Source organism: Tenacibaculum haliotis (assembly GCF_025215075.1).
Lineage (GTDB): Bacteria > Bacteroidota > Bacteroidia > Flavobacteriales > Flavobacteriaceae > Polaribacter > Polaribacter haliotis_B.
Window position 1 is genome coordinate 130,992 of sequence record NZ_JAOBTH010000024.1, and the last position, 19,116, is coordinate 150,107.

The 19,116-nt window shown below is 31.5% G+C and carries 17 protein-coding genes; 10 read left to right on the forward strand and 7 right to left on the reverse strand.

The annotated features are described in order from the left end of the window. The first annotated feature begins 142 nt into the window (after window positions 1–142). Window positions 143–1,018: an ion transporter gene (locus N2251_RS04855; protein WP_260585589.1), complete on the forward strand. Its 876-nt coding sequence runs from the start codon at window positions 143–145 to the stop codon at window positions 1,016–1,018. Window positions 1,019–1,075: 57 nt separating this feature from the next. Here N2251_RS04855 and N2251_RS04860 read toward each other — a convergent pair whose 3' ends face one another. Together N2251_RS04860 and N2251_RS04865 are read right to left on the reverse strand one after the other, a co-directional pair. Next, the gene (locus N2251_RS04860; RefSeq protein ID WP_260585590.1) at window positions 1,076–4,729 is read right to left on the reverse strand and encodes an AAA family ATPase; all 3,654 of its coding nucleotides are present in this window, start codon (window positions 4,727–4,729) and stop codon (window positions 1,076–1,078) included. A 12-nt stretch (window positions 4,730–4,741) separates the two neighbouring features. Further along, entirely contained in the window at window positions 4,742–5,944 is a 1,203-nt protein-coding gene (locus tag N2251_RS04865) for an exonuclease SbcCD subunit D C-terminal domain-containing protein (RefSeq protein WP_260585591.1), read from the reverse strand. Window positions 5,945–6,405: 461 nt separating this feature from the next. Between N2251_RS04865 and N2251_RS04870 the strand changes: the two genes are divergently transcribed. Together N2251_RS04870 and N2251_RS04875 are read left to right on the forward strand one after the other, a co-directional pair. Continuing rightward, window positions 6,406–6,840: a tellurite resistance TerB family protein gene (locus N2251_RS04870; protein WP_260585592.1), complete on the forward strand. Its 435-nt coding sequence runs from the start codon at window positions 6,406–6,408 to the stop codon at window positions 6,838–6,840. A gap of 99 nt (window positions 6,841–6,939) precedes the next feature. Further along, window positions 6,940–7,488, forward strand: a complete 549-nt coding sequence (locus N2251_RS04875) for a hypothetical protein (protein ID WP_260585593.1) — start codon at window positions 6,940–6,942, stop codon at window positions 7,486–7,488. Between the two features lie 80 nt (window positions 7,489–7,568). On the opposite strand, the gene N2251_RS04880 is transcribed toward N2251_RS04875, so the two are convergent. Genes N2251_RS04880 through N2251_RS04890 form a run of 3 tightly spaced genes read right to left on the reverse strand, consistent with a single transcriptional unit; the run spans window position 7,569 to window position 10,075 of the window. Continuing rightward, window positions 7,569–8,060 (reverse strand): hypothetical protein, encoded by a 492-nt coding sequence (locus tag N2251_RS04880; protein WP_260585594.1) that lies wholly within the window; start codon window positions 8,058–8,060, stop codon window positions 7,569–7,571. Between the two features lie 12 nt (window positions 8,061–8,072). After that, entirely contained in the window at window positions 8,073–8,987 is a 915-nt protein-coding gene (locus N2251_RS04885) for a hypothetical protein (RefSeq protein WP_260585595.1), read from the reverse strand. Beyond that, the gene (locus N2251_RS04890; protein WP_260585596.1) at window positions 8,987–10,075 is read right to left on the reverse strand and encodes a Clp protease ClpP; all 1,089 of its coding nucleotides are present in this window, start codon (window positions 10,073–10,075) and stop codon (window positions 8,987–8,989) included. The genes N2251_RS04885 and N2251_RS04890 overlap by 1 nt, the downstream gene beginning before the upstream one ends. A gap of 139 nt (window positions 10,076–10,214) precedes the next feature. Between N2251_RS04890 and N2251_RS04895 the strand changes: the two genes are divergently transcribed. The 7 genes from N2251_RS04895 to N2251_RS04925 all read left to right on the forward strand — a co-directional run bounded on the left by N2251_RS04895 (window position 10,215) and on the right by N2251_RS04925 (window position 18,387). After that, the gene (locus tag N2251_RS04895) at window positions 10,215–10,661 is read left to right on the forward strand and encodes a hypothetical protein (protein WP_260585597.1); all 447 of its coding nucleotides are present in this window, start codon (window positions 10,215–10,217) and stop codon (window positions 10,659–10,661) included. Continuing rightward, a complete protein-coding gene (locus N2251_RS04900; RefSeq protein WP_260585598.1) occupies window positions 10,662–12,245 on the forward strand; it encodes a hypothetical protein in 1,584 nt (527 codons plus the stop codon). Beyond that, window positions 12,245–12,667: a phage protein Gp36 family protein gene (locus tag N2251_RS04905; RefSeq protein WP_260585599.1), complete on the forward strand. Its 423-nt coding sequence runs from the start codon at window positions 12,245–12,247 to the stop codon at window positions 12,665–12,667. Before N2251_RS04900 ends, N2251_RS04905 begins: the two co-directional genes overlap by 1 nt. Before the next feature lie 42 nt (window positions 12,668–12,709). Further along, window positions 12,710–15,244: a phage portal protein family protein gene (locus N2251_RS04910; RefSeq protein WP_260585600.1), complete on the forward strand. Its 2,535-nt coding sequence runs from the start codon at window positions 12,710–12,712 to the stop codon at window positions 15,242–15,244. Window positions 15,245–15,341: 97 nt separating this feature from the next. After that, a complete protein-coding gene (locus tag N2251_RS04915) occupies window positions 15,342–17,357 on the forward strand; it encodes a phage tail tape measure protein (RefSeq protein ID WP_260585601.1) in 2,016 nt (671 codons plus the stop codon). Window positions 17,358–17,359: 2 nt separating this feature from the next. Then, window positions 17,360–17,866, forward strand: a complete 507-nt coding sequence (locus N2251_RS04920) for a phage virion morphogenesis family protein (protein ID WP_260585602.1) — start codon at window positions 17,360–17,362, stop codon at window positions 17,864–17,866. Further along, the gene (locus N2251_RS04925) at window positions 17,863–18,387 is read left to right on the forward strand and encodes a hypothetical protein (RefSeq protein ID WP_260585603.1); all 525 of its coding nucleotides are present in this window, start codon (window positions 17,863–17,865) and stop codon (window positions 18,385–18,387) included. Before N2251_RS04920 ends, N2251_RS04925 begins: the two co-directional genes overlap by 4 nt. On the opposite strand, the gene N2251_RS04930 is transcribed toward N2251_RS04925, so the two are convergent. Then, complete coding sequence (locus tag N2251_RS04930) at window positions 18,376–18,690, reverse strand: hypothetical protein (RefSeq protein WP_260585604.1); 315 nt, start codon at window positions 18,688–18,690, stop codon at window positions 18,376–18,378. The two genes, N2251_RS04925 and N2251_RS04930, sit on opposite strands and share 12 nt — an antisense overlap. After that, on the reverse strand, window positions 18,691–19,098 hold the full coding sequence (locus tag N2251_RS04935) for a DUF2511 domain-containing protein (protein ID WP_260585605.1): 408 nt from the start codon (window positions 19,096–19,098) through the stop codon (window positions 18,691–18,693). It abuts the gene before it with no gap. Window positions 19,099–19,116: the final 18 nt, after the last annotated feature.

Sequence of the window (19,116 nt, forward strand, 5' to 3'; positions counted from 1 at the left end):
ATGATGAATCATTTTTGGAAGTTGAAAGTTGTTACTGGGAAGTTGAAAAACTCATTTGGGAAGAAAATAATTTTATATATGTTGTTTTATAATATTTTATCCTTCTCTAAATAATATATAACTAATAATATACCATTATTTTATGTTAAAGTTAAGTAAGAAAATAAGTAATAGTAAATGGTTTCAAAATTTCGTGACAACAGCTATTTTAATAGCTGGTGTTTTAGTAGGATTAGCTACTTATGAAAAATTTTCAGTAAGACATGAAAATATTTTAGAGCTTTTGAATCAAATAATTCTTGGGATTTTTATACTAGAAATAATCATAAAAGTTTTAGCGGAAGGAAACAAACCTTGGTTGTATTTTACTGATGGGTGGAATATTTTTGATTTTATTATTGTAACCGCTGCATTTCTTCCTTTTGGTGGTAGCTCTATTGCTATATTACGATTGCTTCGTCTGTTAAGAGTTTTAAAACTTATAAAAGCATTGCCAAAACTTCAAATGTTGGTAAGAGCTCTTTTAAAGAGTTTACCTTCTATGGGGTATGTTTCTATATTACTAACCTTGTTATTTTATATTTATGCTGTTGCTGGGGTTTTCTTTTTTGGAAAAAACGATCCTATACATTTTGGTGATTTACAAACCTCTATGCTTTCGCTTTTTAGAATAGTAACCTTAGAAGACTGGACAGATATTATGTATATAAATATGTATGGCTGTGAAAATTATGGATACACTGACACTATGAATTTATGTACCAATTCTACTGCTTCTTCCGCTCTTTCTATTACCTTTTTTGTAACGTTTGTCTTAATAGGTACTATGATTTTTCTAAACCTTTTCATTGGAGTTGTGATGAATGGTATGGATGAAGCTAAAAATGAAATGTTATTAGAAGAAAGAATGGAAGAAGAAGGAAATGATATAAAAATAGAAGATGTTGAAAATAAAATTTCTGAATTAGAAGAAGTATTGTCTCTTTATAAAGTGCAACAAAAATTATCTAATAATTAAAAAAAAACAATTTTTTAAGAACATTTATACATAGTTAAAAAATTTAATACCAATACATTAAATAACATCAACAACACTTATTCCGTTGCTCTTTTTGGTGATTTGTATTTGAGTAGGAATACGTTCTTTTAAGTTTTCTACATGCGATATAATTCCAATCATTTTGCCTTGTGCTTGTAAAGTTTCTAAGGTAGAAATTACCGTTTCTAATGTATTGCTATCTAAAGTACCAAAACCTTCATCAATAAATAAAGAATCTATTTTTACATTTTTACTCGCTAAATCTGATAAACCTAAGGCCAGCGCTAAACTGATAATAAATTTTTCACCACCGCTAGAGGTATCTACCAATCTTGCCTGATCTGTTTGGTAATGGTCAATTAAATTAAAATTAAGCTCTTCTTTCGGTTTGTACGCTCCTTCCATTTTTAATGAATAACGCTTATTTAACTTATACAAATGCACATTAGCAAGGTCTAACAAATGTTTTAAGGTTAAACGCTGAACGTACACATTAAACGCATCTTTTGAATTTCCTATAACTTTAAATAATGCAGCCCAAATACCGCATACTTTTGCTTGCGCATCTATCTTTTTAGAGACTTCTTTATTTCGGTCTCTTATTTCTTGATCTTTTCTAAAAGCTTCTACTATTTTACCTTTTTCAGTTAAAAAATATTTATTTTTTATTGATAAATCTTCTAAAACCACTTTATTTTCTAGTGCCGAAATTTCAAAAGCCCGCTGTTTATTTAAAACTTCAAAAGCTTTTAAATTACTTTCTTTTTTGGTTTTAAGAGTAATCTGATTTTCTTTAATACGCTCTTTATTTTGCGTGTATTTTTCTAAATCTTCTTTAGATAATAGCGCTTTTTCTATTTCCTCTTTAGTAGTAAAATCACTCTGATTTAAATCGTTTGCTAAAATTGATTTAAAATTGGTTAAAGCGGTAATTAAATCAGCTTGTTCTTTAGCTGTATTTGTTTTTAAAGCTACTACCTCTGTTTTTGTATCGAGGTGTTTTTGTAAATTCTTTTTATGTTTATCTAATTTTTCTTTGCTTTGATTAACAACCAACTGTAATCGTTCTCTTTTATTAGCAACCGTAACATTTAATGGTAAAATAGCGAATCGTTTTGTAGTAAAATCTTTTATTTTAACATCATTTTCCTCCTTATTTTTAAAATATTCTTTGTAAATTTTATCATCTTTTTCTTGCTGATTTTTATTGTTTTTTACATTGTTATTTAAAACAGTAAGTTCTGATGTTAGTGTATTAAAAACTTGAGTTTCTTTATTGTAATTACTTATAGATGCTTCTATATTTTGAATAAAAATATCTATCGTTTCAACAGGTGGTAACAGGTAATTATATTTTGCCAGTTTTACTCTTAAATCATTTTCTAAATTACTACAAGTTGCATTTAACCGCGCTATTGATTGCTCTTTAGTTTCAATCTCGGTAGTGCTGTTTTTAATATGCTCTTTTTTGGTAGCAACCGATGTTGTTAACGTACCTAAACCTTCTTTAAAACTATTTATTTTCTCTGAAGATTCATTTTTAGCTGTTTGTAATTTTTGAGCAATTACGATGTCATTATTTAAAATCATCAACGCTTCTGAAGTTGATTTTAACGTTGTATTTATTTTATCAACATCGGTTAATTCACACTGAATATTAATTTTACTTGCTGATACTTCAAAATCTCCAAGCGCTATTACAATGGCTTTGCTTTGCTTATTTAATCCATCAATAGTAGTTATAATTTGTGCTTTTTTTACCTCTAACGTACTCTTAGATGTTGAAAGTTCTTGTAAGTTTTTTGTTCTAGAATTAAATTCTAATTCGGCATTAGAAACCTCATTTATTTTGGAATTATCCACAAACGGATGTGCTGTAGATCCGCATAAACCACAGGGTTCTCCTGCTTTTAATCGCAAGCGATCACTTTCGTAATTTGCAATGCTTTTTTCTAAATCTAAAATTTTTGAGGCATCCCTAACTGCTTTTTCTTGATTTTCAAAAGCTGTTTTCACCAATTTTAACTCTTCTTCTATTAATTTATAAGTGTTTACGAATTTATGTTGCTCAGCTTCTATTTCCGTTTGTGCAGCTTTGGTTTTGAGTGTTTGTTCAGAAATATTTTTAAACTGTTCCCAATTGTCTTTTTGTATCAGCAACTCTTCTTTTTTCTTTAAAAGCTGTTGAATATTTTTTTTGATTAATTCATCTGAAATTCGAATATATTCTTTTTCTATCGTTGCAATTTCTATTGATTTTTTAGCTAATAATTCAACATCAGTAGTTAAAAGATGCGTGTTTTTTAGAACTTCTTTCTTTTTAAACGCTACAAAGTCTACATCTTCCTTTAAAGATTGTTTACTCGATTTTAAGGTTGTTAGATCTTTTGTCCAACTAGAAATTTTATCAGCAACCTCTTTTAAAAACTTGTTTTCATTTAAAAATAAAGCTGTTTTTTCTACTTTAACCGTCGTTACTGTAATTTCTTTGAGTATGCTTTTTTCTTCTTCTTTTAAACGCTCAATTTGTTCGGCTACTACTTTGAATTGTTGTGTATTTTTTTCTTTTTGAACGGCTTCATTTTTTAATTTCCCGTCTAGTTTTGTTATGAATTCGAACTTTGGCAGCCATTCCGAAAATTCTTTATTTGCTTTTTCAAACAGTGCTGTTTCAGTGGAAACCAATTTTTCTAAACCATCAATTGTTGGTTTTAGTTGTGCTAATTGGTTTTCTATATTTTTTAATGTTGCTATTTTTTGAAGTTCTTCTTTTTCTGTTCTATTTAAATCCTGAATAAGTTCTTTAAATGGTGCTGCTTTTTCATTTAAAGCCAAAGCATCTAGTTCTGTTTGATGCTTTTTTATATAAAGATCAATGCTTTTAACAGCTTCTTCTTGTTCTTTTGCCTCTGAAGTTAGTTTGTCAAACTGAACATACCAATCTGCTATAACTTGCGTAGCTTTTAACTCTTTTTCGATAGTATTAATATCCGAAATAAGTGTTGTATCTTTTTGTTTTAGTGCTTTTTTTTCTTCTGTTGTTAAAACATCTTCTGAGTTGATTTTAGCTTGAATATCTTTTAACTTTTTGTCTTCTTTTGATTTTCTATCTAAAACACCTTGACCTATTTTTTTATAAATCTCCTCACCTGTAATTTGTTCTAGTAACTTTCCCTTATCTGGTCCTTTGGCCGATAAAAAAGATGCAAAATCACCTTGAGCCAGCATTACAGACCTTAAAAACTGATTATAATCTAACTGTGTTACCTTATGAACTTCTGTAATTAAAGCTCTTTTTTGAGTGGCAATAATAACATCGGTCGTTAAGTTTTTTAAACTTACTTCTTCTTTAGTATTCTTATATTTTTTCCCTGATTTATCAGCAATTCTAATTCCCCAAAAAGCTTCATAAATAAAATTGTTATTTTCAAAAGTAACTCTAGTAAAAGCATCATTTGCACTGTGACTTACCACATCGATCAACGAACCTTTTGTGCCACTAAAACGTGGAACATTATGATATAAGGCAATCGTAATAGCATCTAAAATTGTAGTTTTCCCTGCACCAGTAGAACCTGTAATGGCAAATAAACCAACATCTTTAAATTGCTCATTTTCAAAATCTATTACAATAGGTGTATCCGATTTTAAGGAATTAATATTTTGTAATTCTATTTTTAATATTTTCATATCAATATATAATTATTGATTTTTAACAACTTGTAATACTTCATTAAAAGCATCCCAGACTTCCGGGTTTTCCTTTAAATCAAAATCCATTTCTTCACACTTTAGTTTAAAAACTTCGGTAGGTAATAATTCTTTAATCGATTTTGTGTTTTCTAGCAACTCTTCAATTCCTTGTGTTTTTCGTTGCTTTTTTAAAGAGGTTTTTAATATTTCGAAGCAATATTTTTCGGCAGCTATTTTTAGCTCTTCTGTATTTATAGTGTTGTTTTCTTTTAAAACAATTTCTACCCAAGGTGTTAATTTATAAGAATTAGAAGTAATACTCGAAAACCCATCAATACATTCGGTCATGCTTCCTGTTAATTTATAAAACTCTCTAAAACGCGGAATTACAACATCTTCAATAGCACTTATTTCATTGTTTTTTGTAGTTAAAACAAGTACTTTTTTATCGTAATTAATTTCACTAAAGCTTAAAATATTTGGAGAACCAGAATATCGTACTTTATCATTATCACCAATTATTTGCGGCCTATGTAAATGTCCTAAAGCGATATAATTAAAATAAATAGGAAAATCTGCTGCCCCAATATGCCCTAAAGTACCCACATAAATATTTTGTTCACTATCAGAAACCGAACCGCCTGTTGCAAATAAATGCCCCATTGCAATTACGGGTGCATTGCTTGTATTTATTAACTCGCATTGTTTCGCAACTAACTGATAATGATTAATTAAAGCTGTTTTGTATTTATCTGTAAGCTCATCGAAAGATTCACCTGCCACCGCTCTTCTGATATCTCCGTCACGCAAATAGGGAACTGCACCAACGATAATTTTTTCATCATTTATATCAATTTCAAAAACTTCATCTTCAATATTTTCTGTTGCTTTACCAACCACTTTTATCGACAATGCATCTAATATATGTTTTGGAGCGTTTAAAGTTCCTGGTGAATCATGATTACCGCCTGTAATAATAATAGATTTACAACTAGTTGCTTTTAACTTTACCAAAAAGCTATAATACATTGCCAAACTTTGGTTAGAAGGTGAACCAGTATCAAATATATCTCCTGAAATTAATAATACATCTATTTTTTGATCGATAATGTAATTTTCAATCCAATTTAAAAACAAGGTCTGCTCTTCTAATTGCGATTGCTCATGTAATCTATGACCCAAATGCCAATCGGCAGTATGAAGTATTTTCATTTAAAATATTTTTAAAACTGGTATAGCAACTTATAAATTAAGGAAGTAAAAACTTAATCATTTATAAGTTATCAAAATAAAGGCTAAGAAAAAAATTGTTTTTTTTATTTTTAAAACTACACAATAATTAAGCTAAAAGCAATCGATAAAAATTTATTTTTTTGAAGGTTTCATAAATAAGATTCATTGTTATTTTTTAAAAGCTAAAACACATTTAAAGTTGTCTTAAAACTTAAATATAACCCTTATTGACACATTCGTCAACGGTTTTTTTATAATCGCTTAAAAGGTCTATTTCACACTCTTTTTTAATCACTATTATTTATTATTAAACACAAAATCATAAGAAAAAATAATATTATGTTTTCTGTAAATTTATTAACTTTAGTAAAAAGTTTTAGGTGACTTTTTTTTCATCTTTGTATCTAAAGAAAAACTATAATTATTAAAATATTAAGATCATGTCAATATCTGATTTATATTCAAGTGGAAAACACAAACAGGAAATAGGACACTTTGCAAGTGTTGTGAAAATTGCAAAAACCGATGGTGTTATTTCAGAAGGTGAGCAAAAATTATTAGATCGTGCAGCAAAAAAATTAAACATTGCTGAAACAGAATATATTGAGATCTTAAAAAATCCAGAGAAATTTCCTGTAAACCCACCTGTGAATTATGATGAACGTATTGAACGTTTATATCGCTTAACTAAAATGATATTTGCTGATGAGCATATAGATAAAAAACAAGTAACACTTATGCAAAGAACTGCGGTGGCCTTACAGTTTCCGTTAGATAACATTGAAAAAGTTTGTGATGAAGCAATTCATTTAGTAATGAATACTAATGATTTAGAGGAGTTTACAATTGCTATTAAAAAAGTAAATGCTATTTAAAACATTTATACTAAATTGCGGTTAATCAAGTTATTAAATTAAATACCCCCCTAATTAATGAAAAATAGAATTTTACTTACTATAATACTTTGTTGCTCAATGAATTTGTTTTCACAAAATTTAAACGATTCTTGGCAAATAGGAATTGGAATGGGAGTTACTATGTTTAATCAGAGTGATGTTACGTTTATTGGAGATAAATATCAATTTCAGGTACCTGTACTTAGTATAACAATGCCAATTGGTGAACGCTTGTCTATTGACGGAGCAATGTCTATAAACACAATAGACGATGTTGGGTTCATTGAAAATGTTGCTAGTTACTTTTCACTAGATGGTTCGGTTCGTTATAATTTTAATGCAGTATTAGAAAAATTTAGTCCATATGTTTTTGTAGGAGGAAGTATTGTAGATTCTGATAAAAAAATGACACCCACTATTAATTTAGGTGCTGGTGGTATTTATTGGATAACGGACAATATAGGAATAAATCCTCAACTATATTATAAACATTCTTTTGAAGCATACGAAAGTATGCGTTCTCACATTCAAGGAACTTTAAGTGTGGTATTTAAACTGAATTGGAATAATGCCGGAAGTGTGAACCGTGGAGGAAGATCTTCTTCATGTCATTACAATCAATTTTAAAAAGAAAATTAATCCAAAATAAAAACGCCGCTTTATAAAGCGGCGTKTTTTGTTTTTATGATAACTTCGCTATTGCGTTGTTATTTAGATTTAGTGTTTCCTTTTTTCTCTGCATCTTTTTCAGCTTGAGCTTCAGCATCCTTTTGGGCTTGTTCCTCAGCATCTTTTTCAGCTTGAGCTTCAGCATCCTTTTGAGCTTGTTCCTCAGCATCTTTTTCAGCTTGAGCTTCAGCATCCTTTTGGGCTTGTTCCTCAGCATCTTTTTCAGCTTGAGCTTCAGCATCCTTTTGGGCTTGTTCCTCAGCATCTTTTTCAGCTTGAGCTTCAGCATCCTTTTGAGCTTGTTCCTCAGCATCTTTTTCAGCTTGAGCTTCAGCATCCTTTTGGGCTTGTTTTTGAGAAGAACCAATTGATTTCCTCTTAACAAATTCTAAATTTTCGCCTTTCTTTAAGCTGTTATCACCCAAATACTTTTCGGTAAAGAATTCGCCTCTTGGGTTGATATAGATAAATTTCGCATGTTGAAATTTATCTAACATCTGATGGGCTTTTTTTCGTTGCTCTTTTGTCATAATTTCTAAGAATTATTCGTTAGCACTAACAATTGCACCAAATCCGTGCTCTTGCTTTTTATCACACAAACCGTAAGAATGTAAACGCAACTCACTTGTTGGGTCTGTACTTCTTGTATCAGTTTTCATTGGCTTAAACAATGTTTGCACTTGTTCAATATGATACACCGTGTTTGGTGCATAATAAAACACAGATCCTTTTTGATCTGTAGCATCAACTATTGCTCCGTTAGACTTTAATTGTCCTGCAGCATTGTAATACACAGAATCATTGTTCTCAAAGAATTTCAAATTAAAGAAACGCTCAATTGCCCCTGTTTTTGGGTTGATAATTAAATCACGATAGTTATTCGTTGCACCTCTATCATGTAATAAATCTGCTTTATGATGGTCACATAAAATCATGTACCAAGCCGATTTATCAGTAAGATTTAATGCTTCTAACATTACTAAATACTCAACTAAATCAGTATAAGTTAAACGCTTTCTACCGTTAATTACAGTACCTGTAGTTCTTAAAATTGGCATTTTACCAGCAACATGTTCTTGTGGTGCTAACTTGTGCATCGCATAATCACGAACACCTAACTTAAAAGATTCGGTATGTTTTACTCTAACAGCTGCTTGTTTATCAAAAGCCATTGCTCTTAATTCAGCATCTGTTACAGATGTAGGATCCGTATCTAACTTATCCCAGTTTACCAATCCTTTCTTACCTACCATTGCGGTTGGCGTAAACCCGTCACCTTTGTTTACATGAAAACCAACATTATTGATTAACTTGTTAAACTTGATACCATCTTTATCGATAGCTGCAGGGTTTGGTCTTTTAAGAGTTCCGATAAAATCATCGTTAAAATTTCTAAACTCTTCTAATAATTGTGGCTCTACATATTGCTCAAGCCAAATTCCGTCTACTAATGCCATTACTTATTGTATTTAGCGTTAAAAATTTGATTGTATTTAGCAGGTTCTTTTTCTGCCATTTTTTCGAATCCTTTAGGGTCTTTTTCCATCCATTGGTCAAAACCCCAATTAGCACGAGGTTCATCTTCTCCTTCTTTACCTCCTTTAATTGCACCTACAATATTTGGAGCAGTACCTTTTTTAGAAGTGCTTAACACTGTCATTAAAGCTTCAATACCAGACTTTTCTCCAATATTTTCATAAACTTCTCTTTTCTCAGGATCAAATAATTTGTTCTTTTCAGCAGTGTCTAAATAGGCTTTTACTTGTCCCTTTTTATAAGTTTCTAACTCTTTTTCAGCATCTTTACGAGCTTGAGTTTCCGTTTGCAATTGTGCTTCTACTGCTTCAACAACAGCAGTATCAGAACTCTGTGCATTAACATTTTTTAAGCCCAAAGCCGTAATCAATGGTTGTTTCATATTTGATTTGTTATTTGTGTTAGATTTATTAATTGGTTGTGTAAGTAAGGCTGCATACCTGTTAAATACTTCTTGTTTTTTTAAAGCACTAGGCTCTTCAACAGGAAGGGTTAATTCAACTTGGGATGGAATTATTTTAGAAACTAATCCCATAGCCAAACATTCTTCAGCATCAAACCAGTTATCACCAATCATTAGTTTTTCAACCTCTGATTCTGACATCCCAGTTCTGGCCATTAATTTTTTCTTAAAGTTCTTTTCAATTGACCTTAATAATTTAGCATCCTTTTCAAAATCAGCTGCAGTACCATCACGATAAGACAATGGAGCATGAATCATGACATAACCATTCTCAACTATTTCAACATTTGGTCGAGATAATATCATAACAGCCCCCATACTTGCCGCTATACCATCGATAATTATTTTTTCAATAGCTGTTGACTTATTCAGCGCATTGTACATCAAGTTTCCATCAAAAACACTACCTCCGTAGGTGTGAATACGCACTTTTATATCATCGTATTCAGCTTCTAATTTATTTAAATGTGAAACAAAATAAGCCCCATCTCCATCCCAAATAACTCCGTAAGCTGTTAATGTATTTTTATGCGTTTTTACAATCATTATAATTGGCTGTTTTACCTAATTTTTCAGCAAACATATAGCGGTAATTCTGTTTGCAAAACAATACACGTAAGGGTTGCAACTATCTTATTTTAAAGAGTTTAGTTTTTTGAATTTTGCTATAAAATGTATAATTGCTATGGCGAAAAGAACCAATAATGATGCTGTAAAATCTATCGCGAAAAGAATGTTTGTTGAGGATGGTTTAAATGCAAAAGCAATTGCTATTGCTTTAGATAAAACGGAACAAACTATTGGTAGATGGCGAAAAGGTTTTGGTGACAATCCTGTCAGCTGGGACGAAGAAAGAAAACAATTTTTAGCAACGCCTCATAACATTAAAAAACTAATATCTAATGAGCTATCACAACTTGTAGAAGGTAAAGAAGCTGAGTTAGATATGAAAGCTATTCAGGCAGCTATTAGAGCACTACATGATATAGCAGACGAAACTTCTGTAGAGGTAGTATATACCGTATTTAAAGAATTTGACAATTGGATGGCAGAACAAGATCCTGAAATTGCAATTAGCTTTTTAACATGGCATAAAAACTACTTATTATATAAAGCACAACAAAATTCTTAAATGAGCGGTACAGGATTAAATACAGCAATGGAAAAGTTGCTAAAAAAGTATGATGCTCACTGTAAATCGGTAGAGCAATCAACTTTTATAGACCTTAACCAAACTCCTGCTGAACGAAGACGAAAAATAAAAGCATTAGAAAAAGATTACATCGCTTGGTTTCAAGAAATGTTTCCTCAATATGCAAAAGTTGAGAGTGCTTGGTTTCATAAAAAGATAGCGAAACTTTTAATTGAAAATGATATTTGTAATCTATTAGCTGAAATATATAGATCGGGAGCTAAATCGGTACATCTATGTATGGGCATTCCTTTATACTTATATGTTACAAAAAAAATGAAGTTTATGCTATTGGTTGGGCAAACTGAACCAAAGGCAAAAAAACTAATTTCAGATATTCAAAGTCAATTAACTCACAACCGTAGGTTTTTACATTATTATGGTAAAAAATTTAAGTTTGGCGACTGGGCATCTGGAGACTTTACAACTACTGATGATGTAAAGTTTATTGCCATGGGTATTGGTCAATCTCCTCGTGGTTTACGTGAAGGAAATGAGCGCCCAGATTATATTGTTGTAGACGATGTTGATACTAAAGAGCGATGTTATAATGATGCAAGAAGCCAAAAAGCGGCTGAATGGGTTTGGGAAGATTTAAAAGGAACGTTTGACGAAGGTGGTAAATTTCAACGCTTTGTAGTTGCTAATAACAACTTTCATAAAAATACTGTAATTAATCAACTGAAATCAGATTTTGAACTGAACAACAAAAAAGCAAAAGAATATGGTTTTAAGAAAAAACACTTTGTAGTAACTGTAACTGCAGTTAAAGATTTAACCAGTTTTGAACCTAATTGGCCTGAAAAAACAAGTGCTAATTATTGGCGTGAAAAGTATTATTCAACACCACATCGTTCGTTTATGCGAGAATACATGCATAAACATATTGTGGAGGGTGCCATCTTTAAAAATGAATACATCAGTTACAAAAACAGGCTTAAATACAACCAATATGATGCCTTGTGTTTTTATGGCGATTTGTCTTATAAAGATGCAGGAGATTTTAAGTCGATGGTGTTTGTTGGTAAAAAAGGACGCGAATTTCATTTGTTGGATTGTTTTGTTCGGCAAACATCAAGATACAACGTAGCAAAGTGGTTATATGAAAAGGTTGAAGATGAAAACCTATTAAACTACAACATTCAGTATATGATTGAAGGATTGTTTGCTCAAGATGAATTTGTGAGTGATTTTGACGCAGTAGGAGATGAAATGGGTTGGTATGTTCCGGTTGTTGCTGACAACAAAAGTAAGAGCGGAAAATTTGATCGTGTAGAAAGTATGGCAGGATATTTTGAACGTAAAAACGTGTTTTTTAATACCAAAATAAAAGAAACTATTGATTGCCAAGAATTGCTAGATCAATTATTAGCTTTTCAAAAAGGAAGTGGTGTACATGATGATGCTCCTGATAGTTTACAATCGGCAATTGCAAAGTTAAATACATCAGCTTTTATAAATTCAACACCACCAAGAACTACCAGTAGAAAAGAATTAATTAAGCAACAAAAAAACAGGTTTTAATGTTTATTACAGATAATGATTATACCGTTTTGGTACGCGATGAAGTAAAAGGAATTTTACTAGAAGACTATTCTGACACCAAGCTAAGAGGAGCCGAGCAAATGGCTTTAGCACAAATACGTAATTATTTAGCAGGTAAATACAATGTAAACGAAATATTTAATCAGGTAGATGATCAGCGAAATAGTCACATTGTAATGATCGTGATAGATTGTGCTTTGTATCATTTATATACAAGTACTGTACCTCGTAGTATGCCCGATATTCGTTCAGCTCGTTATCAAGATGCTATTGATTGGTTAAAATTAGTAGCATCTGGAGACACCTTAGCTGATTTACCAAAAATAACAGATGAAAGTGGAGAAGAGTTGATAGGAATTAAGGTTACGTCAAAATATAGTCCTGAAAACCAACGTTGGTAACACAATTTAAAACAGCTTTAAAAGCTATTTAAAAGATAAAAAATGAAAGTATTTGGATACGATGTAAATATTAAAAAAACGAATGTTTTAGCAAAAACTGAAACAGCAAACAATTCAGGTAAAAAAAACCCTGCAATTATAAAAATTGCTCAAGGGTTTAAAGATAGCAGCCGTAAAGATATTGATAAATGGAGACAAGCATTACAATTAATGCAGCATCCCGAAGAACCTAAATTTCAAGCTTACTATGATTTAATAGATGATTTAAAAACTGATGGACATTTACAGTCGCAAATACAAATGCGAAAAATGTCAACTTCTAACACCGATTTTCATGTTGTTAACCGTAAAACTAAAGACATTAATGAAGAGCTAACATTTACAGTGCAACAACAATGGTTTTATGAGTTTTTAGATCATGCAATAGATCATATATTATACGGTACTACTTTAATTGAATTTTCTGAATTTCAAGCAGAAAAAATTAAATGCGACATTATTCCTCGTAGAAATGTAGTGAGTACTCAAAATAAAATTTTTCCAGACTTACAAAAACCTCAGTATATAGATTATGGTGACGAGATGTTTGATAGTTGGTTAATTCAGATTGGAAAAAGTGGAGATATCGGAATTTTAAACAACATCATTCCAAACCTTATTTGGTTACGTAATGTAATGCAAGCGTGGGCGGAATTTTGCGAAAAATTCGGATTACCGTTAATTACAGCAACTACTAATACTACTGATACAACTACGATTAATAATGTTCATAAAATGTTATTAGAATTAGGACAGGCAAGTGTTGGTACATTTCCTCATGGAACAGAAATAAAGTTTCAAGAAGCAAACAGAACCGATGCTTACAATACTTACTTGCAATTCATAAAAACAAATGCAGATATGGTTAGCAAGCAATTAGTAGGTTCTACCATGTTATCAGATCAAGGTTCTAACCGAAGCCAAACTGAGGTACATGAGCGCACTTTAGATAATAAAATTGCACAAGCAGACAAACGTTTAATCTCTTTTATTGTAAATGATCAGTTGTTTCCTTTATTAGAATCTCAAGGCTATAAAATCAGCCCTGAAGATATGTTTGAGTTTAAACCAGCTAAACAAGTATTGTCATTAAAAGAACTTTGGAAAGTAACAGACGGATTGCTAAAAAGTGGGCATGAAATACCTTTAGATTGGCTTTCAAAATCTTTTAATATACCTATTGACAGTAAAAAAAAAACCTTGACGCCAAATAAAGATGTAATTACATTAGCAACAAATCGGTATCCAATAAGTTGCTGCCCAAGTATAATAACCGCTGTTGGGGGTAGTATTGGTAAATTATTACAAACATTAAGAAATCAACTGATAAAAGAATTATATAATAGTTCTGATACGTCAGGTACTGTTGGAAACATAATTGTTGCTGAAGCTTTAGAGTTGTTTAGTGGTTTAAAATCAACAATACCTAATACCAGTCAATATACTGGTCCCGATTTGTTAATGCTTCAAATGATGGAGTATAACCTATTTGAATTTTCAGCAAGTAAAACCGAAGCCCGATTAGCTTCAATGACTGATTTGCTTATTGATAAAGACACTAAAAAGCTACGTGATTTCAATGAATTTCAAGCATTATGTGAAAAGGAAACAAAAGAGTTTGACACTAATTGGTTACGAACGGAATACAACTTGTCTGTAGCTGTTGGGCAAAACTCAGCAAGCTACTTACGTATGTTACAAGAAAAAGATACAGTAACCTCATTTGTAGAATACCAAACTATTGGCGATGAAAATGTAAGAAATTCGCATGAAGTGTTAGATGGTAAGGTGTTTAATTTATCAGACAAATCTGCGATGGATTTAGTAGCTCCTAATGGTTATGGATGTAGGTGTGAATTAGTACAATATATTGGTGATCCTGGAGACAAATTGATAAGTGGTAAATATGCGAAAGCTTTACTGGTAGAACAAGATCCTAAATACAGGAACTCACAATTTGAAGTTAATCGTGCCGATTTAAAACAAGTGTTTACAAAAAAACAATTTTATAGCGACATAAAAGGATTGCCTGAAAAATTAAATACCATGACTTTTGATAAGTATGGTTTAAAGCCTCATAGTAGTTTTAAAAACACTTTAAACAACCTTAAAATTGATGAAACAATAAATGGAAAGAATGTAAGTGAGCTGTTTAAAAAAGTAAAAAACAAAGACCATATGGGCTTTAAAGATTACTTAGGCAGAAAAATGATTTTGAAAGAAAGTGTATTTAAACAACACACTAAAGGAAAATACCTAAATAAACAAGAGCAACGCGATAAGTTGTTTCCGCATTTAAAAGGAATTATTAATAACCCTGATGAAGTTTGGTATAATAATCCTGATAAATTAGAAAGTCAATTTCAATCAAGGTATATCAAATTTTACAAGGATAAAGTAATAGTTATTGACTGTAAATTAGATAATAAACAAGGATTAGAAATTAAATCATGGTATCCTATAAAAAAAGAAGACCTTTTATATAGAAAAGGCCTTCTTGTTAGGGATAAGTTAAATAAAACACCCTCAATTAAATGATACCCAACGCGCTATTCTATCCCTATGAAGTGAGCCCTGTAACGTTATGGGGTCGTATAAAACTTAACACAAATATACAAAATATAAAACAAACACTATGGCAAAGGCAAAAATGACCATGCTATTAGATTTGAGTGACAAGCTTTTTGGAGGTAAACTTAAAAAGCTACAAACCAAGTTTGATAAGTTTACAACTAAAACTGGTCAGAAATTTGACAAGTTAAAATTAAAATACAAAGGTTTTATTGATGAAATACCAATATTGGGTAGAGCAATGGATTTGTTAAAAAACCCAGTTGCATTAGCTACCGTAGGTCTTGTAGGTTTAGGGCTTGCTGTTGGTGTTATAGCAGGTAAAGGCGTCGAAGCGGCAGAAAAGTTTGATACCGCTTTTTTGCCTATAAAACAGTTAAATCTTGAAAAATCTAAAGGAGAACTCGATAGTTATCGTTCTAAAATTAGGGATGCCGCTTTTGATATTGGTACTAATCTTGGCGAATCTACCACAGCAATGTATGATTTGCAATCTGCAACAGGTTTGTATGGCGATGATGCTATTGAAATTTTCAAGAAAGTAGGGCGTTACTCTCAAGCAACAGGAGCGGATTTAGGCGATTCTATGAACTCCACCACAAAGGCAATGAAAGCTTTTGGTATTGGAGTAGACGGAATAGACAAGCTTTTAGAGTCTAACGCTAAAACAGTACAAACAGGTATTACTACTTTCGATGAACTTGCAAAAGTACAAACCGAATATGCTGGCGCAACAAGTGCCGCAGGGCAATCGGTAGATGTAGGTAATAAAGTATTTGCCATGTTTACTTCTATTAGTAAAAATGCAGATATAGCCGCTAATCAAACCAAAACCTTTTTTGATGGTTTAGGAGCTCGTGGCGAAAAACTAAAAAGCGAACTAGATATTGATGTATTTGGTGTTGATGGTAAAATGAAAGATGCCGATAAAATACTACTTCAAATTAGTCAGAAATTTAAAAACATGACTGATAAAGAAATTACAAATACAATTAATAAAATTGGTGGCCCCGAAGGTTTACGTACTGCACTAGCAAAAGTTAAAACAGGAGCCGATGATATGATTAGTACCTTTAACGCTTTTGATAGTTCTGCTTTTAGCTTAGAAGCTGCCTTAGAAAATGCGGAAGGTGATTTTGGTAAAATGAAAGAAATATTTGGAAATAGGCTAGAAATGGTATTTACTAAAATAGGGGATAAAATTATACCAATACTTGCTAAACTATTGGGCAAGCTAATGACTGTTATCAATTTTTTATATAAGAATTTTAGCGCAATAGAAGCAGTATTTGAGGTGCTTATTATAGCTACAGGAACATATATTGGTTTACTAGGTGTATTAAAAGCGCAATCCTTATTAGCTGCTGCAAGCTCAGTAACATTATCTGGAGCTTTAGCTTTTGTTAAATTAGCTATCCACGCTATCAGTACAGCAATTTATGCTGTGCCACTTGTAGGTTGGATTGCTGCACTTATAACTTTAGTTATAATGGCTGTTAAGCACTTTGACTCTTGGGGAGCAACAGTTTTATATTTTTTAGGACCAATAGGTATGCTTATTAGCGCATTTGTTTTAGTACGAAAACATTGGGATAGTATTGTAAACGCTTTTAAATCTGAAGGTATTATTGGTGGATTAAAACGTATTGGTATTGTATTGTTAGATGTTTTATTACGCCCGCTAGAAAGTATTTTAAAAGTTGCCGCTATGTTACCTGATGCTATGGGCGGTAAATATGCTCAATTAGGATTAAACAAAGTGCAAGACCTACGTAAAGGTTTAAACCTAACAGCTCCTGAAGAAGCAGAAAATGAAAAAGAAACCGTTAAAAAAGACCTATACGGCAACCCTATTAAACCAGGAGGAAATAAACCAACTAAAACAAAACTAGGTGATCAAGTTAATAAAGTAGTTGGCGATGCCAAACAAGTACGAAACATTACTATTACTATTGATGCTTTAAACAAAGGCGGCATTAATTTAAAAGGCGATGCAACACAAGGTATGAGCTTACAAGATGTAGAAAACTGGTTTAACGAAACAATGATGCGAGTGATACGAAATGCAGAAACTAGCTAATTATGGGCGTAAAATTTAAAGGCGATTTTTTTGAGAAACTACAAAAAATAGATAACAAGTATTTTTTAAGCAAAACAATTAACGAAGCCGGTGTAATTGCGGTACGTTTTTCTAAAGATAGGTTTCGTAAAAAAAACTGGGTTGATAAATCACAAAAATCGTGGGCCCCTCGTAAACGTAAAACACGAGGCTCTATTTTAGTGCAATCGGGTCGTTTAAAACGCTCTATTCGTAAAATTAGTGAAGGCAAGTATTACGTACTTATTGGTACAGATGTACCGTATGCTCAAATACATAACGAAGGTGGTGTTATAAAAACAACAGCACGAGTTCGCGCACATAGTCGAACAAGAAAAGGACGTAGTAAACCTATTAAAATACGTGCACACACCCGAAAAATGAACACCAAAATACCACAACGGCAGTTTTTAGGAGAATCGGCAGTGTTAATTAGGCGCTTAGAAAACCATTTATACGAACAAGTAACTAACGAAATTTATAAAAAATGAAAGCATTTTATACTGAACTAATTAATCGTTTTAAAAACGCAACTATTAAAAACAGTTTTACAACTAAAGGATTACCGTTTGTTAAATTTATTGATTTATATGCTGGGCAAGATTATAATGAAAACGCTTTTGAAACACATTTGTTTCCTGCTATTTTTATAAAGTGGACTATTGATTATAAACCCGAAACACCAATTGCTACAATTACTTTGCGGTTGGCATACGAACAATTAAGAGACACCAGTAGTATTAGCAGAACTACTGATGAAAGTTTGCGCTTTCTAGACTTTATAGAGCAAGTAGATGTAATTGTAAAAAGTATTGAAACCGAAAACACCGGTAAACTAACACTATTATCAGAAGATTTGAATATTGAAGATACTATTGTAGATGTTTTTACACTAGTATATAACTGTACCTATTCGGGTAAAAAAAATACCCAACAAAAAGAAATTTTGCAGGGTAGTATTGATGCTCTTACGACAGAAAGTAGTTTAATTACAAAACTGTTAATAGACTAAAATCTTTATGTTTTCTATATACAAACCGTCTGTACGTTTTTTAACCTGCAGACGGTATTTTTTTAAATCGGTATAACCATTTAAACGCTTTTTAAAGAATGTTTTAACAGCGTTTTTATATTGCTTAGCTATACGAGTATCTTTAAAAGTTACCCCATACATTGTTTTGCTTACCTCAATAACACCTGTTAGTTTAACGCTTTCTGTTGGGCTAGTTGGCACACTTTTAAAAACATTGCCCTGGTGTATTTGTGCAACACTTAAAAAAGGGATGAATAACAGTATTAGTAGTAGGTGTTTCATTTAATTACACAATTCTAAACCTAAGTTAACAACAAAACCTAAATCCTTTCCATTCCAAATGTTATCATCTTTAATGTCTCCCCATTTGTTTTGCTTTGCAACCACCCTTGCTGTTCCATTTACAGCCCAGGTATTTATAGTTTGATTTTGCCACAAAATAACCTTATCTCCATCCCTACATAAAAGAGTTAAAGAATCTTTTTTAAACGGATATTTACCTTGGTATTCAGCCTTAGTAAGTAATTTAGTTGGTACTGGTTTTGAGTATTCTAAAGAATCTTCTTTATTTAAAACACTTGTTAAAAAAATAATAAAAGCAAATACAACAAACAAAGGCAAGCATCCAAACTTTAAAATTTGGATGTTTTGTTTTTTACGTTTTTTCATTTTCTCATCTAACTCTATCATAATTTATTTTTAATATCA